General features: G+C 62.0%; 13 protein-coding genes and 1 tRNA gene. 9 read left to right on the top strand and 5 right to left on the bottom strand.

The genetic code is table 11. The features are described 5' to 3' along the window. Positions 1-69 precede the first annotated feature (69 nt). Positions 70-267: a hypothetical protein gene (locus F3H95_RS17615; protein ID WP_143125641.1), complete on the top strand. Its 198-nt coding sequence runs from the start codon at positions 70-72 to the stop codon at positions 265-267. A gap of 42 nt (positions 268-309) precedes the next feature. On the opposite strand, the gene F3H95_RS17610 is transcribed toward F3H95_RS17615, so the two are convergent. Continuing rightward, a complete protein-coding gene (locus F3H95_RS17610; RefSeq protein WP_143125642.1) occupies positions 310-987 on the bottom strand; it encodes an exopolysaccharide biosynthesis protein in 678 nt (225 codons plus the stop codon). 325 nt (positions 988-1,312) lie between these two features. Here F3H95_RS17610 and F3H95_RS17605 point away from each other — a divergent pair, with 325 nt between their 5' ends. Beyond that, a complete protein-coding gene (locus F3H95_RS17605) occupies positions 1,313-1,591 on the top strand; it encodes a hypothetical protein (protein WP_244618055.1) in 279 nt (92 codons plus the stop codon). A gap of 48 nt (positions 1,592-1,639) precedes the next feature. Here the strand turns inward: F3H95_RS17605 and F3H95_RS17600 are convergent. Further along, a tRNA-Cys gene (locus F3H95_RS17600) sits at positions 1,640-1,713 on the bottom strand. Positions 1,714-2,000: 287 nt separating this feature from the next. Continuing rightward, positions 2,001-2,183 carry a hypothetical protein gene (locus tag F3H95_RS17595; RefSeq protein ID WP_143125650.1) on the bottom strand — a complete coding sequence of 61 codons (183 nt, stop codon included), beginning with the start codon at positions 2,181-2,183 and terminating at the stop codon, positions 2,001-2,003. Positions 2,184-2,372: 189 nt separating this feature from the next. On the opposite strand from F3H95_RS17595, the gene F3H95_RS17590 reads away from it, so the two are divergent. The 5 genes from F3H95_RS17590 (at position 2,373) to exoR (ending at position 10,083) form a co-directional block, all read left to right on the top strand. After that, positions 2,373-3,026 (top strand): protein-L-isoaspartate O-methyltransferase, encoded by a 654-nt coding sequence (locus tag F3H95_RS17590; RefSeq protein ID WP_143125651.1) that lies wholly within the window; start codon positions 2,373-2,375, stop codon positions 3,024-3,026. 192 nt (positions 3,027-3,218) lie between these two features. Beyond that, positions 3,219-4,115, top strand: coding sequence for a DUF2497 domain-containing protein (locus F3H95_RS17585; RefSeq protein WP_149746933.1), 897 nt, complete (start codon positions 3,219-3,221; stop codon positions 4,113-4,115). 115 nt (positions 4,116-4,230) lie between these two features. Beyond that, a complete protein-coding gene (locus F3H95_RS17580) occupies positions 4,231-7,146 on the top strand; it encodes a valine--tRNA ligase (RefSeq protein ID WP_149746932.1) in 2,916 nt (971 codons plus the stop codon). Positions 7,147-7,498: 352 nt separating this feature from the next. Continuing rightward, the gene (locus F3H95_RS17575) at positions 7,499-8,731 is read left to right on the top strand and encodes an OmpP1/FadL family transporter (protein ID WP_149746931.1); all 1,233 of its coding nucleotides are present in this window, start codon (positions 7,499-7,501) and stop codon (positions 8,729-8,731) included. A 548-nt stretch (positions 8,732-9,279) separates the two neighbouring features. Beyond that, positions 9,280-10,083, top strand: a complete 804-nt coding sequence (gene exoR, locus F3H95_RS17570) for an exopolysaccharide production regulator ExoR (protein WP_149746930.1) — start codon at positions 9,280-9,282, stop codon at positions 10,081-10,083. A 77-nt stretch (positions 10,084-10,160) separates the two neighbouring features. Here the strand turns inward: exoR and xth are convergent, their stop codons facing one another. Together xth and erpA are read right to left on the bottom strand one after the other, a co-directional pair. Further along, positions 10,161-10,952 (bottom strand): exodeoxyribonuclease III, encoded by a 792-nt coding sequence (xth, locus tag F3H95_RS17565; RefSeq protein ID WP_149746929.1) that lies wholly within the window; start codon positions 10,950-10,952, stop codon positions 10,161-10,163. Between the two features lie 72 nt (positions 10,953-11,024). Next, a complete protein-coding gene (gene erpA / locus F3H95_RS17560; protein ID WP_143125656.1) occupies positions 11,025-11,357 on the bottom strand; it encodes an iron-sulfur cluster insertion protein ErpA in 333 nt (110 codons plus the stop codon). Between the two features lie 146 nt (positions 11,358-11,503). On the opposite strand from erpA, the gene F3H95_RS17555 reads away from it, so the two are divergent. Beyond that, a complete protein-coding gene (locus F3H95_RS17555; RefSeq protein ID WP_143125657.1) occupies positions 11,504-12,721 on the top strand; it encodes a deoxyguanosinetriphosphate triphosphohydrolase in 1,218 nt (405 codons plus the stop codon). Between the two features lie 63 nt (positions 12,722-12,784). After that, positions 12,785-14,542 carry an arginine--tRNA ligase gene (gene argS / locus F3H95_RS17550; RefSeq protein ID WP_143125658.1) on the top strand — a complete coding sequence of 586 codons (1,758 nt, stop codon included), beginning with the start codon at positions 12,785-12,787 and terminating at the stop codon, positions 14,540-14,542. Positions 14,543-14,577: the final 35 nt, after the last annotated feature.

Below are 14,577 nucleotides of genomic sequence, written 5' to 3'. Positions count from 1 at the left end.
ACGAAACAACGAAAGTTCGGAATTCATCCGCAGACCGGCCGTTTGCGGATCGGACGCTTCGAAACGCCGATGCCGCAATCACGGGCGGGGCGCATCGTGCTGGGCGCAGGCCTCGTGGGCGGCGGCTGCCTTGGTTTCCTTCCCGTGCTCGGCTTCTGGATGATTCCGCTCGGCCTCATCGTGCTGTCGCAGGATCTGGCATTCGTTCGCAGACGACGGCGGCGTCTGTCGGTCTGGTGGGCAAGGCGCCGGACCGGAAAGGGCTGACGCGCCTTTCCAATCCCTGAAAAGGCGCGATCAAGCGCGGGATCAGGCCCAGATGCCGGCCAGTCCCTGGCCTGCAGCAAAGGCCATGAAGCCAAGGGCCGCAAAGTAGACCGTCGTGATGACCAGAAAGAGATAGCCGCCGAGGACCACAATTCCATCGCGCTGCATCATTCCGGTGGCCAGCAGCAGGATGGCGATGCCCGGCAGCGTGTTCGAGAACGGAATGAGCCCGAGCGGAAACATCAGAAGCACGCCACCCAGGGAAATCGCCAGAGCATTGGCCCGGTTGATTGCCCAGCCGGTGGTGAGCGCAGAAAACCGCGGCTTCAGGTAACGATCGAGGCGTGACACGAGGCTGGCGCCCTTTTCCAGCGTCGGCACCAGCCTGGCCGTTTCCAGCTTGCGGTCGAGAATGCGCGAGGGCAGCCAGGGCAGGCGGTTCAGGGCAATTGCGATACTGACCAGAATGATCGCGGCACCGAACACCGTGCTGACGCCAGGGATCGAGACCGGCAGCAGGAAGGGCAGGGAGGCCAGCGCGCAGATCAGCAGCAGGCCCTGCTCTCCCACGGCATCCATCAGTTCGCGCAGGGTCACGGTATGCCCCTTGATCTCGGAGATCAGGTCTCGAAGCGTCTGGCTCAGCGATTTGGACGTATCATCGAAGGTCAGGCTCTGATGCAAGGCGTTTGGCTCCCATATGGATGTGGCGGGCCTCATCCATACCAGCATTCCGCGCCCCTCAGAAGAGCTGGGCCTAATGATGATTGAGCCACTTGTCATAGGCGCCGCAGGCCAGAACCAGAACAAGCGCGCCCACAATATAGGGATTCAATGCCACAACCTGGTGAAGATACTGCATGACGGTTCCTCCAAACCGAAATGACCGGGTGCCTATCAACGCTCCTCGACGTTGACGACAATCCGAAGTCTACGCCCGTTTGGCTTGCTTGGCCATCGGCAAATGACGTTGACCGTTCCCCAGCCTGCGGCAAGCTTCGAGGCTTAAGAAAGCATATCCTTATAAACACTCGAGGTGACGACCATGGGGCTTCGGCTTGTATGGAGCAGGGAAGATAATGGCATTGAGAGGCAGGACCCACTTGCGCCGACCGCCGCCGATGTTCACCGTGAGGCGGCACGGCGTCTTCGCCTGATCGGCTATCACGGGCACCGCGTGCGCTCGCTTGGCACCGGCAAGCTGATGCCGGACGCGATCCGGCACTTCAAGATGCAGGTGGATTTTGTTGCGGAGACATTGTCGGCACAAACGCCGATACCAGCCGATTTCGCCGAAGACCGCTACTGGCCACGGCTCGGGTAAACCGACGCGCCATGTTGCCGCACAATTCGAAGATTTCGTTCTGAAGGTTGGAGGCCTCGCCCGGAATTGAACCGGGGTACAAGGATTTGCAGTCCTCTGCGTCACCACTCCGCCACGAGGCCAACCGGGTATTAAAAGCGTGTGGTGGCGGGCATTTAGAACGGATCTTGAAACTGTGCAAGCCCTTATTCGAAAGCGAGGCGTGATTTTTCCGGTCGTCTTCGTGGGGCTGTGGATGAGTGGCGCAACGTCAGCCTTGGGCCGGCGTCGCGTCCTGCGGTCGTGTCGGCCTTGACGAGGCCAGGTCCCATCCCGTTGCGGTCAGGAGCCGGGCTTTCATTCATGAACGCCAAAGAAGCCGCCTGCGCCGGATGACGGGCGGCTTTCTTCGCTGAATCTCCCCTGCCGGTCAGGCCATGCCGGCGGGGTCGCCGATCGGCATCAGGGCCGGCTTCAGGGTGGGATCGTTCGGGTTCCTGCTGTCGCCGGGATCCTGAGCGGGCGTCAGGGGCGGTTTTTCCTGCGTGCGGTCGGGCACGCCGGGAGCCGGGGTGGGGCCGCGCGGTGTGTCTGCGGGATTGCGATCTGGCAGCGTGGTCGGCATGGAACTGTCTCCCTTGCGTGTCTTTCCTCATCGGCCAACCCGTGCCGCGCGGCTTTGTTCCCTGTTTTTCAGCGCAGCAGGGCGGTTTTTGCGGGTGCCGGAGAAAGCGGTCTTGAAAGCGGACCAAGCCGCCAGTAATACGGAGCCCAGACAGACGCTTTCATGAGGCGAACAGCAATGATGGATTACGAAGCAGCACGCATCAAAATGGTCGACAACCAGGTGCGCACCACCGATGTCACCTCCCATTCCGTGCTGCGGGCCTTCCTCACGGTTCCGCGGGAAGCCTTTGTGCCGGAAAAGGCAAAGGCACTGGCTTATATCGATGAGGATATCGAGGTTGCCCCCGGCCGCTACGTGATGGAAGCCTCGCCGCTTGCCAAGCTGTTGCAGCTTGCTGCCGTGACGAAGGATGACGTTGTGCTGGAAGTGGGTTGCGGCACGGGCTATGCCACGGCGCTGCTGTCCCAGATTGCGAGTGCGGTGGTCGCGGTTGAAAGCGATGCTGGCCTTGCCGCAAAGGCAACGGAAACGCTTGCTGCGCTCGGCTGCGACAATGTTGCTGTCGTGACGGGTCCGATGGAAGCCGGCTATGCCGCCGAAGCGCCCTATGACCTCATCTTCATCAATGGTTCCGTGGAAGAGGTCGGCCAGACCCTGTTTGGCCAGCTTCGCGATGGCGGCCGTCTGGTGACGGTGGTCGGCTATGGCAATGCCTCCACCGCCCGTGTCTACCGCAAGGAAAACGGCGTGCTTTCGGAAGCCGCCTTCTTCAATACCTCCGTCAAGCCGCTGCCGGGCTTCCGCAAGGCCAAGGAATTCGTGTTCTGAGAACACGAAAATTGCCGTCAGGCCCGGATAATGCGGGCCTGACGAGAAAGCTGTGCATCCAGCCGGCCGCCTCATCTGCGGCAATTGTGAAATTCCCCGCCCATCGCGTAGACTTGTGATTGATTCGACAGCCCGATCTCGTGCGAGATCATGCATTTCAAAGCTGTCAACCAGTCATGAACGGGGATCCAGATGGCTCAGTCCAGTGCAGCGCGCGAACCTTCCATGGAAGAAATCCTGGCTTCCATCCGCAGGATCATCGAAAGCAATGATCCGGTGAGCGAGGGGCAGGCCGTGACCGGCGCCCGCAACCGCACTGTAGAGGATCCGACGCGCGATTTCGAGGACGACGAGATCGAACTGGATACCGAACTGGAGGCGCCCTTCGTCGCACAGGTGGCTGCCAACGATCCCGGTGGCAGCTTCGTGCCGTCCTCCGCCGAAAGCCTGCCGCTGCGTCCGACGATCGATCCGGCCATGCGCCAGCGTTTTGCCGAGGAAGCCGGCATGCCGGCCGAGCGGGCGCCTGAGCGCACGCTGTCGCTCGCCGATGTCGCGGCCCGCGTGCGCGCCGCCGCCGGCCGCGTTCCGGAGCCCGTCGCACAACGCGCCGCGCCTGGCCCACAGCCGTCGGCTGCCGCACCGGCGCCTCAGGCGGCACCGGCACCCGTGACCGAAAGCCGGCCCCAGCCAGTGCTGCGCGCCGCCGAACCGATGCGCGCCGAACAGGAGCCTCTCCGTCGCGAGATGGCGCGCGATGTGCCGGCGCCCGAATTTGCCGAACGTCGTCCTGCAGAGTCCGTGGTTACCCCGGTTGTGGAAGAGCGGATCGTGTCCGCCGAGTCGCTGCCGGTGCGGATCGAGGAGCAGGTGTCGCTTCTCTCCGATGAGGCCGGCCAGCGCATTGCCCGCTCGTTCAACGAACTGGCCGACATCTTCAACGGCATTGAGCGGCAGTCGGTGGAAGACATGGCGCGCGAGATGCTGCAGCCGATGCTGCGCGACTGGCTGGACGACAATCTGCCAACGCTGGTGGAGCGGCTGGTGCGCGAGGAAATCGAACGGGTGGCGCGCGGCCCGCGCCGCTGAGCCGGATCTGCCGCCACGCCGAGGGGCCGCTTTCCGGAGCGGCCTTTTTTATTGACTCGTCCTGGGCAGTCCTATTTACAGCCAAGCAAAGCGAACTCGAAATTCTGGTCGGAAAATGCTCGAAAAAACCTACGATTCCGCCGCCGTCGAACCGAAAATCGCAGCCGCCTGGGATGAGGCCGATGCCTTCCGCGCCGGCGCGAATGCCAGGCCCGGCGCCGAGACCTTCACCATCGTGATCCCGCCGCCGAACGTGACCGGCTCGCTGCACATGGGCCATGCGCTGAACAACACGCTGCAGGATATCATGATCCGCTTCGAGCGCATGCGTGGCAAGGACGTGCTGTGGCAGCCGGGCATGGACCATGCGGGCATCGCGACCCAGATGGTGGTCGAGCGCAAGCTGATGGAAAGCCAGCAGCCGGGGCGGCGTGAACTGGGCCGCGACGCCTTCATCGACAAGGTCTGGGAATGGAAGGCCGAATCCGGAGGTCTGATCTTCAACCAGCTGAAGCGGCTCGGCGCCTCCTGCGACTGGTCGCGCGAACGCTTCACCATGGACGAGGGCCTTTCCAAGGCGGTTCTCGAAGTGTTCGTCACGCTCTACAAGCAGGGCCTGATCTATCGCGGCAAGCGCCTCGTCAACTGGGACCCGCATTTCGAAACCGCGATCTCCGACATCGAGGTGGAGAACCGCGAAGTCGACGGTCACATGTGGCACTTCAAGTATCCGCTGGCGGGTGGCGAGACCTACACCTATGTGGAGAAGGACGCCGAGGGCAACATCACCTTCCAGGAAGAGCGCAATTACATCTCGATTGCGACGACGCGCCCCGAGACGATGCTCGGTGACGGGGCTGTTGCCGTGCATCCGTCGGACGAGCGCTATGCGCCGATCGTCGGCAAGCTCTGCGAAATCCCGGTCGGCCCGAAGGAACATCGGCGCCTGATCCCGATCATCACCGACGAATATCCTGACCCGACCTTCGGTTCCGGCGCGGTGAAGATCACCGGCGCGCATGACTTCAACGACCATCAGGTTGCCCGCCGCAACAACATTCCGCTCTATCGCCTGATGGATACGCAGGCGCAGCTGCGCGAGGACGGTGAGCCCTATGCCCGCTGCGCGGAACTGGCGCTCGAGATCACCCGCTCCGGCGAGCTTCCGTCCGAAGCCGAGGTCGATGCGATCAACCTCGTTCCGGAAGAGTATCGCGGGCTCGACCGTTACGAGGCGCGCAAGCGCATCGTCGCGGCGATCAATGCCGAAGGCCTTGCCGTCACCGTCAAGGATGCGGAAGGCAACGACGTTCCCTACGTCGAGAACAAGAAGATCATGCAGCCGTTCGGCGACCGCTCCAACGTGGTCATCGAGCCGATGCTGACCGACCAGTGGTTCGTCGATGCCAAGACGCTCGCCGAGCCTGCCATGGCGTCTGTCCGCGAGGGCCGCACGAACTTCGTGCCGAAGAACTGGGACAAGACCTATTTCGAGTGGATGGAAAACATCCAGCCCTGGTGCATTTCCCGCCAGCTGTGGTGGGGGCACCAGATCCCGGCCTGGTACGGTCCGGATGGTCAGGTGTTTGTCGAAAAGACCGAGGAAGAGGCGCTCGACGCCGCCATCCAGCATTATCTGGCGCATGAAGGTCCGTGGAAGGCCTGGGTGCAGGAGAAGCTCGAAAACTTCGAGCCCGGCGCCATCCTGACCCGCGACGAGGACGTGCTCGATACCTGGTTCTCGTCCGCGCTCTGGCCCTTCTCGACGCTTGGCTGGCCGGACAAGACGCCGGAACTCGCCCGCTACTACCCGACCAATGTTCTGGTTACCGGTTTCGACATCATCTTCTTCTGGGTGGCCCGCATGATGATGATGGGCCTGCACTTCATGAAGGACGAGGACGGCAATCCCGTCGAGCCCTTCAGCACCGTCTATGTGCATGCGCTGGTGCGCGACAAGAACGGTCAGAAGATGTCGAAGTCCAAGGGCAACGTCATCGATCCGCTGGAACTCATCGATGAATACGGCGCTGACGCGCTGCGCTTCACGCTTGCCATCATGGCGGCACAGGGGCGCGACGTGAAGCTCGACCCCGCCCGCATTGCCGGCTATCGCAATTTCGGCACCAAGCTGTGGAACGCCACCCGCTTTGCCGAAATGAATGGCGTGAAGCGCGACCCGAATTTTGTGCCGGAAGCCACGACGCAGACCGTCAACCGCTGGATCCTGACCGAACTGTCGGCCACGATTGCCGATGTCACTGGCGCCATCCAGAGCCAGCGCTTCAACGATGCGGCCGCCAGCCTCTATCGTTTCGTCTGGAATCAGGTCTGCGACTGGTATCTGGAACTCTTGAAGCCGATCTTCTCCGGTGAGGACGAGGTGGCCAAGGCGGAAGCCCAGGCCTGCGTCGCCTATGTTCTGGAAGAGACCTACAAGCTGCTGCATCCCTTCATGCCATTCATGACGGAAGAGCTGTGGGCGCACACCGCAAGCCGCGATACGCTGCTTTGCCACGCGGACTGGCCGGCCGCAGGCTTTGACGACGAGGCGGCCGCCGCCGAGATCAACTGGCTGGTCGATCTCGTTTCCGGCCTGCGCTCTGCACGCTCGGAAATGAACGTGCCGCCGTCCGCCAAGGCGCCGCTGATCGTGGTCGGTGCCACGGCGCTGACCGAAGGCCGCCTGCAGCGCCATGATGCGGCGATCAAGCGGCTGGCACGCGTTGAAACCATCGAACTGGCCGAGACCGCGCCGCGCGGCGCTGCCCAGGTTGTCATCGGCGAGGCGACCGCCTGCCTGCCGCTTGGCAGCCTGATCGATCTCGGCGCCGAACGTGCCCGCATCGAAAAGGCGCTCGGCAAGGTGGACGCCGATATCGACCGCGGCCGCAAGAAGCTCGGCAACGAGAAGTTCGTCGCCAATGCCGATCCCGAGGTGGTGGCGGCCGAGCGGGAGCGTCTGGCAGAGCTCGAGGTGCAGCGCGCCAGCCTGGCAACAGCACTTCAGCGGATCAATGAGGCCGGCTGAGCCAGCCTGCCCCGCGTGGATCTGATTTGCGGCCCCGCTGGCCTTGCTGGCGGGGCCGCCGGCGTTTGAAAGCTGCGAAAAGGTTGCGCGAGAGCCTGGTGCCGTTGGATTGCGGCAGTTGTAGCGCTTCGGCAACAGATGGCTTGAAACCGAGAACGGGATTCTATCAAGTCCTGTATGATGCGGGCATCTTAGAAAAAAATACGTGCGACTCGGTGTATCCAGTACGTGGATCAGAAACTTACGTAAATCTGTATGGGGGAGTGCTGCGGTGCGGCATGCTGAACGAAAGTTGTCTTTTAATCCCAAATATTTAGGCTTCGAGTCAGTTTGGCATGGGAGTGGGAGGAACATGACAAGAAAAATCGTTTTCAAGGGCATCCTGGCGGCTGCCACGCTGGTGACACTGCACAGCGGTGCGCAGGCCGGAGGTCTGGAGCGCGGGGGCTACAATATCGATCTCCTGTTCGATCCGTCGACGGTGGCGATCGAGTCGACCACGACCTATGTAGCCCCCCAGCGCAAGCTGAAGAATGCCAGAGACAACAATCCTCTGGACGGAACGGGCTCGAACGGCATCGGCGGCGGTTCGACAACTGCCGATGATACGGAAGGCTACTGGGCGCCGCGGATCGGCATCAAGGGTGCCATCGGCGATTCTGTGGATTGCATGTTCGATTATTCCCAGCCCTGGGGTGCGCATGCCAAGCCGGGCCGCAACTGGGTCGGTGCGAACAACAACACCGAAACGAAGATAGAGAGCGACAACTATGCCGCGACCTGCTCCTATCGTTTCGATGTCGGTCCGGGCCAGTTGCGTCTGATCGGCGGTGCCTTCTATCAGGAAGTTTCCGGCTTCAAGGAGCGGCTGGTGGCTCCCGCAGGTTTCTCCGGTGTTCTCGGGAACGGCATCGGCCGGCTGGATCTGGAAGGGAATGGCTGGGGCTGGCGGACAGGCGTTGCCTACGAAATCCCGGAATATGCGCTCCGGGCAAGCCTCGTCTACAACAGCGAGGTCAATCTCGACAACATCACCGGCACCGTCAATCTGAGTCAGGTCAATGGCGCGGTGATTCCCGTTTATGGATCTCAGAAGACGCCCGATAGCCTTGAGCTCAAGCTGCAGAGCGGCATTGCGCCGGATTGGCTCGCCTTCGGGTCCGTGAAGTGGACAGACTGGAGCCAGTTGCAGAAGATTCCATTCTGTGCTGTCGGCACGAGTTCGTGTTCGCTGTCGAATGCGGTGACCTCGCTGGAACTGGGTTATCGCGACGGCTGGACCATCACGGGCGGGATCGGCCACAAGTTCAACGAACAGTGGAGCGGGGCCGTCAGCGTCACCTGGGATCGCGGTACATCCCAGGGCTTCGGAACGCAGACCGATACCTGGCTTCTGGGCGCAGGCGTTGGCTATCAGCCAAGCAAGAATGTGGAGATCCGCCTGTCCGGGGCCATCGGCATTCTGACCGGGGGCTCGTCCGGGTCGGTCACGCTGGATGGCGTCAGCTATGGCGGCGATGTCTCCTACAGCTTCAAGGATGATCTCGTCGCGGCCGTGTCGACCTCGCTCAAGGTCCGCTTCTGATCGTTCATCGGGATGCGTTAAGGTCCGGCCGGTGGCCGGGCCTTTTTCACGTCTGGACAACCCCTGGTCGGTTCGTCTTTTGTGACGATTTGGCAACATGTTCCTGCCACAGTTGTCCGCAGTCTTGTCCCGCGACCCTCTGTCTATTTCCCGCCACAAAGCAGGCGCAGCCATAGGGTCCGAAAGACGGGCGGACCTGCGGGGGCGGGGGCGCAAATCGGAGTATTATGGGCGAATTCTTCAGTGAAATGGCACGGATGCACCGGACGGATACTTCCGTCACCGGATACACGCATTTGCCGCATTCCCGCACGGATTCGGGTCGTAGTATTGCCGAAAAGGCCTTCTATCCTTCGCACATCGCAAGCGGCCTGGCCGATTGCTTTCCATGCAAACCGGTCCCGCCTGTACCGGCGTCATTGATCACGTGTGCGGAGTAGGTGCATGACCCCAGTTGAGAGTGTTGTCCGTCGCGATCCGGCTGATATCGAAAGCGCAATGCCCACTGTCCCACACCTAAACATCGGCATGGTTAAGGAAGTCTGAACATGCCGCTGCCTCTCCTGCGCTCCCTCAGCCTTCTGGCCGTCGGACTGACCCTGGTGACAGGGGGCAGCCAGCAGGCCTTTGCCTTCGACATCAAATCCGGCGTCACCAAGGAATCGGGCCCCTTCGATCTCTTCAAGTTCGGTTTCAAGGCCTACAAGAATGGCCAGAAGGCGGATGCCGTCGAGGCCTATAAATATGCGGCGGAAAAGGGCCATACCGGGTCGCGCTGGGCGCTTGCCAACATGTATGCCGATGGCGACGGCGTGACGCAGAACGATTTCGAAGCGTTCAAGATCTACAACGAGATTGCCAGCCAGGGGGTCGAGCCGGGCTCCGAGGACACCGGTTTCTTCGTCAACGCGCTGCTGGCTCTCGCCAATTACTACCGCCACGGCATTCCCGGCACGCCGGTGAAGATCGATCTGTCGCAGGCCCGCCAGCTCTATTTCCAGGCCGCCTCCACCTTCGGGGTGCCGGAAGCGCAGTTCCAGCTCGCCAAGATGATCATGGCCGGCGAGGGCGGTGCGCCGAATGTGCAACAGGCGAAGAAGTGGCTGAACCAGGCCCGCAAGAGCGGTCATCCCGGTGCCATGGCCGTGTTCGGCAATCTCCTGTTCCAGGAAGGTCAGACAGTGCGCGGGCTTGCCTTCATGACGGCCGCGCTCGACCGCTGCAACAAGAGCGATTGTCCCTGGATGGAGGACCTGCAGGAGGATGCCTTCTCGCTGTCCACCGAGCGGGACCGCCGTAGCGCCATTGCACTCTCCCAGCAGTTTGCCCAGGGCGGGGACGACGGCGGCTGATCGCTACATCATCCACCGACGCTGCTGCAGTGCGGTTGCGTTGTGTGGCCGGTTCGTAAATTTCGGGTCAGGCGGTATCAGGCATCGAAGGTGAAGTGACCGATGACGGGCACATGATCCGACGGCTTTTCCCAGGCCCGCACATGTTTTTCGATCGCCGTGGAGGTCAGCCGGTCCGCAGCTTCCGGCGACAGCAGCAGATGATCGATGCGAATGCCGTTGTTCTTCTGCCAGGCGCCGGCCTGGTAATCCCAGAAGGTATAAAGTTTCGTCTGGTCCGTCGTCGCCCGGACGGCGTCGGTCAGGCCGAGATCTTCGAGGCGCCTAAAGGCGGCACGCGCCTGCGGCAGGAACAATGCATCGGTTTCCCAGGCGCGCGGATCGAAGCAGTCGTGCGGTTCCGGAATCACGTTGTAATCGCCGGCCAGAATGAGTGGCTCCTCCAGCAGGAGGCGAGCCTCAGCATGGCGCCGCAGCCGTTCCATCCAGGAAAGCTTGTAGGGGTATTTCACCGGGTCATCGGACGGATTGCCATTCGGCAGATAGATGGAGGCGATCCGCAGCACGCCGGAAGGAACCGAAAACACCGCTTCGATATAGCGCGCCTGCTCGTCGCTCTCGTCGCCGGGAAGCCCGCGCAGAACCTCGTCGGGCTTCAACTTGGAAAGAATGGCAACGCCGTTGAAACCCTTCTGCCCGTGGGTTTCGACATGATAGCCGAGCGCCTCGATATCCAGACGCGGAAAGCCCTCGTCCACCGACTTGATTTCCTGCAGGCACACGATGTCGGGCGCGCTGTCGCTCAGCCACTGGCGGAGATTGTCGATGCGCGCCTTGACGCCGTTTATGTTCCAGGTGGCGATCTTCATGGGCTAAGGATCCTCGTGTCGGTTCCTTTTACCGCATGGGACGTCCATGGGAAGCGGCAAAAGCCGTTCTCCTCAGATGGAGAAGCTCGTGCCGCAGCCGCAGCTTGCAACCGCATTGGGGTTCTTGATCTGGAAGGACTGGCCGAGCAGATTGTCGACGAAGTCGATCTCCGAGCCGGCCATGTAGACGAGCGACAGGCTGTCGATCAGCACCTTGGCCTCGCCTTTTGAAATCACCAGATCGTCCTCGGCCGGGGCGTCGGCGAGATCGAACTTGTAGGAAAAGCCCGAACAGCCGCCGCCTTCCACGGAGACGCGCAGGGCCTGCTTGCCAGCGTCCGCGCCGACGATCTCGGCGATCCGCTTTGCGGCCGATTCGGACAGGGTTACGGAATTTTCGGTCATTGCTTTGCCTTTCTGCCGGGTTCAAGGCCCGGAGATTGCTGTCATCGGCTTTGCGCCAATCCTGCTCTATAGGTATGAAGGGTTCGAACGGGCGTCAATGGGGTCGGCACCGGGCAGGCAGGCTTGAAGGCAGGGCAGGGATGAGCATGAGCATCGACACACGCACACTCGGATTCGGCTCCGGCGAAAGGGCGCCCTATGCGGCCGATCCCTGGTCGTCGCGCGGTCGTCTCGTGCCGGAAGGTTCGAGCCTGACCCGCTCCGAATTCCAGCGCGATCGCGACCGCATCGTTCACACCACGGCCTTTCGCCGTCTGAAGCACAAGACACAGGTTTTCATCGGCGTCGATGGCGATCACTACCGCACGCGGCTCACCCATACCATCGAGGTGGCGCAGATCGCCCGGGCGCTCGCCCGCGCGCTGAAGATCGACGAGGATCTGGCGGAGGGTGTGGCATTGGTCCACGATTTCGGCCATACGCCTTTCGGCCATACCGGCGAGGATGCGCTGCACGAGTGCCTGGCGCCCTATGGTGGCTTCGACCACAATGCGCAGTCGCTGCGCATCGTCACCAAGCTGGAGCGCCGCTATGCGGAGTTCGACGGCATCAACCTCACCTGGGAGAGCCTGGAAGGGTTGGTGAAGCACAATGGCCCGCTGATGGACGCCAACGGCGTCGGCACGCGCGGCCCGGTGCCGCAGCCGATCCTCGACTACTGCGAGATCAACGACCTGGAGCTTGCGAGCTTCGCGAGTCTGGAGGCTCAGGTGGCGGCGATCGCCGACGATATCGCCTACAACACCCACGACATCGATGATGGCCTGCGCTCCGGCTACCTCACCTTCGAGATGCTGGAGGACGTTCCCTTCCTCTCCGGCATGATGGCGGAGGTTCGGGCAAAATATCCGGTCCTTGAGCCGGCACGTTTCGCAAACGAGATCATGCGTCGGCAGATCACCCACATGGTCGAGGACGTGATCGGCGTGGCGCAGGCACGGCTTGATGCGCTGCGGCCGGAAAGTGCTGGCGATATCCGCGCCGCTGACCGCGCCATTGCCACCTTCTCCGACGAAATGGCCGAGACGGACAGGCAGATCAAGAAGCTGCTCTTCTCCCGCATCTACCGCCATCCGGAGATCATGCGCATCCGCGCCGGCGCGGCGCAGATCGTCACGGATCTGTTCGCAGCCTATATGGCCGACCCGTCGCAAATGCAGAGCCATTACTGGGTCAGCCACATTGCGGGCCTTGGCGAGGCCGCGCGTGCGCGCCACGTTGGCGACTATCTGGCCGGCATGACGGACACCTATGCGGTCAAGGCTCACCGCCGGATGTTTGACCATACCCCCGATTTGGGCTAGGCACCCGGCAAGACAAGTTTGAGGTGGCCCGATGGAGGGCTGCCCATTGCGCGGATGCAGCCCATGAACCTTTTCGCCGATTTCGAAGTCCGGATCAAAACCGCTCTGGAAGGCCTCGACATCATCCGGGAGAAGCGCGACAGCGTCGATTTCAGCCGCCTCACGGTCGAATCGCCGCGCGACCCCAGCCATGGCGACGTCGCGACAAATGCCGCCATGGTGCTCGCCAAGCCGCTCGGCACCAATCCGCGCGCGCTGGCCGACGTGATTGCCGCGAAGCTGAAGGAAGATGCCGACGTGGTGGAGGTGACCGTTGCCGGTCCTGGCTTCATCAACCTGCGCCTGTCGACCGGCTACTGGCAGCGCCTGCTGGCTGCGATGATTCGCGCCGGTACCGATTACGGCCGCTCCGTCACCGGCGCCGGCAAGAAGGTGAATGTCGAATTCGTGTCGGCCAATCCGACCGGTCCGATGCATGTCGGCCATTGCCGCGGAGCAGTGGTAGGCGATGCACTCGCCAACCTCATGGGCTTTGCCGGCTATGAGGTCACCAAGGAATATTACATCAACGATGCCGGCTCGCAGATCGACGTTCTCGCGCGTTCCTGCTTCCTGCGGTACCGCGAAGCGCTGGGCGAGGAGGTCGGCGAAATTCCGGCCGGTCTCTATCCCGGCGACTATCTGGTACCGGTCGGTCAGGCGCTTGCGAAGGAATTTGGCACGCGGCTGCACAACATGCCGCCGGAAGACTGGATGCCGCTCGTCAAGGAGCGGGCGATCGAGGCGATGATGGCGATGATCCGCGAGGATCTCGACGCGTTGAACGTGCATCACGACGTGTTCTATTCCGAGCGGACACTGCATGCCGATGGCGCAGCGCGCATCCGCCAGGCGATCAACGATCTCACCTTCAAGGGCCATGTCTATCGCGGCACGCTGCCGCCGCCGAAGGGCCAGCTGCCGGAAGACTGGGAGGATCGCGAGCAGACCCTGTTCCGCTCCACCGAAGTGGGTGACGATATCGACCGTCCGCTGATCAAGTCGGATGGCAGCTACACCTATTTCGCCGCCGACGTTGCCTATTTCAAGGACAAGTTCGAGCGCGGCTATGACGAGATGATCTATGTGCTCGGCGCCGACCATGGCGGCTATGTAAAGCGGCTGGAAGCTGTGGCGCGCGCCGTCTCCGGCGGTTCGGCCAAGCTCACGGTTCTGCTTTGCCAACTCGTCAAGCTGTTCCGCAATGGCGAGCCGGTGAAGATGTCGAAGCGCTCCGGCGATTTCGTCACGCTACGCGAGGTGGTGGACGAGGTCGGTCGCGATCCCGTGCGCTTCATGATGCTCTACCGGAAGAATTCCGAGCCGCTGGATTTCGACTTCGCCAAGGTGACCGAGCAGTCCAAGGACAATCCGGTGTTCTACGTGCAGTATGCGCATGCCCGCTGCATGTCCGTGTTCCGGCAGGCGCGGGACGCTTTTCCCGATCTCGACCTCGAATCGGTCGACTTCGCCGAGGCCGCTTCCGAGATCACGGATCCGGCGGAAATGCAGCTGATTGCCAAGCTGGCCGAATATCCCCGCCTGATCGAGGCTTCCGCCCAGTCTCAGGAGCCGCATCGGCTTGCATTTTACCTTTATGATCTGGCAAGCTCCTTCCATGCGCATTGGAATAAGGGCAAGGACAATCCGGAGTTACGGTTTGTTAAGGATAACGACCGAAAATCCACCATTGCCAGACTTGGGTTGGTGCGCGCCGTCGCGTCCGTCTTGAAATCGGGGCTTGCCATCACCGGCACGGCTGCACCCGACGAGATGCGATAACATCGCCACCATTTTCCCACAAAGCGCTGGCAGGT

It is taken from the genome of Rhizobium sp. RU35A (assembly GCF_900156005.1).
GTDB classification, from domain to species: domain Bacteria; phylum Pseudomonadota; class Alphaproteobacteria; order Rhizobiales; family Rhizobiaceae; genus Neorhizobium; species Neorhizobium straminoryzae.
This window is presented reverse-complemented; position numbering and strand designations above follow the sequence as displayed.

Coding starts and splice junctions, on each gene's coding strand:
- F3H95_RS17555 (WP_143125657.1), top strand. CDS start 11,504: ATGAGCATCGACACACGCACACTCGGATTCGGCTCCGGCGAAAGGGCG.
- xth (WP_149746929.1), bottom strand. CDS start 10,952: ATGAAGATCGCCACCTGGAACATAAACGGCGTCAAGGCGCGCATCGAC.
- erpA (WP_143125656.1), bottom strand. CDS start 11,357: ATGACCGAAAATTCCGTAACCCTGTCCGAATCGGCCGCAAAGCGGATC.
- argS (WP_143125658.1), top strand. CDS start 12,785: ATGAACCTTTTCGCCGATTTCGAAGTCCGGATCAAAACCGCTCTGGAA.
- F3H95_RS17590 (WP_143125651.1), top strand. CDS start 2,373: ATGATGGATTACGAAGCAGCACGCATCAAAATGGTCGACAACCAGGTG.
- F3H95_RS17610 (WP_143125642.1), bottom strand. CDS start 987: ATGAGGCCCGCCACATCCATATGGGAGCCAAACGCCTTGCATCAGAGC.
- exoR (WP_149746930.1), top strand. CDS start 9,280: ATGCCGCTGCCTCTCCTGCGCTCCCTCAGCCTTCTGGCCGTCGGACTG.
- F3H95_RS17580 (WP_149746932.1), top strand. CDS start 4,231: ATGCTCGAAAAAACCTACGATTCCGCCGCCGTCGAACCGAAAATCGCA.
- F3H95_RS17605 (WP_244618055.1), top strand. CDS start 1,313: ATGGGGCTTCGGCTTGTATGGAGCAGGGAAGATAATGGCATTGAGAGG.
- F3H95_RS17615 (WP_143125641.1), top strand. CDS start 70: ATGCCGCAATCACGGGCGGGGCGCATCGTGCTGGGCGCAGGCCTCGTG.
- F3H95_RS17575 (WP_149746931.1), top strand. CDS start 7,499: ATGACAAGAAAAATCGTTTTCAAGGGCATCCTGGCGGCTGCCACGCTG.
- F3H95_RS17585 (WP_149746933.1), top strand. CDS start 3,219: ATGGCTCAGTCCAGTGCAGCGCGCGAACCTTCCATGGAAGAAATCCTG.